This window comes from Microbacterium lacusdiani (assembly GCF_054779895.1).
The window spans coordinates 1-604 of the sequence record NZ_BAAGXJ010000042.1; the positions used below are offsets into that span (position 1 = coordinate 1).

Annotated in this window: 1 protein-coding gene; it reads right to left on the reverse strand. The window is 67.7% G+C overall.

From position 1 onward, the window contains the following. The coding region (locus ACYVGN_RS13430; protein WP_460791368.1) for a transposase at positions 1-556 on the reverse strand (556 nt) is incomplete at its 3' end. Between the last annotated feature and the right edge of the window lie 48 nt (positions 557-604).

The following is a 604-nucleotide window of genomic DNA, read 5'->3' on the forward strand; positions in this document are numbered from 1 at the left end:
GGACGACCGCGTTGATCACCCGCCCGCCTTCGCGGACCTTCATCGTGAGGGCGTCTGCGGCGACGAATGTGAACGGCCCGGCATCCCCGAGGGGGCGGTGGCGGAACTGGTCGACGTGCTCGTCGAGGTCCGCGGCCATGCGGGACACCTGCGACTTGGACAGCGAGTCGATGCCGAGGGTCTTGACCAGCTTGTCCATGCGGCGCGTGCTGACGCCGGCGAGGTAGCAGTCGGCGACGACGGTGATCAACGCGGCCTCGGCGCGCTTGCGGCGCTCGAGCAGCCATTCCGGGAAGTAGGTTCCCTTACGCAGCTTGGGGACGGCGACGTCGATCGTGCCGACGCGGGTGTCCAGCTCGCGGTGCCGGTAGCCGTTGCGCTGCGTCACCCGGTCCGGGGACGCCTTGCCCCATTCGGCGCCGCAGACGGCGTCCGCGTCCGCGGACAGCAGCGCGTTGATCATCGTCTGCAGCAGCTGACGCATCAGATCCGGCGACGCCTCGGCGAGGGCTTCACCGAGCAGGCCAGCAGGGTCGACAATGTGAGGAGCGGTCATCGTGATGACTCCATTCGAGAGGGTTGTAGGAGATTCCTCGAAGGATCA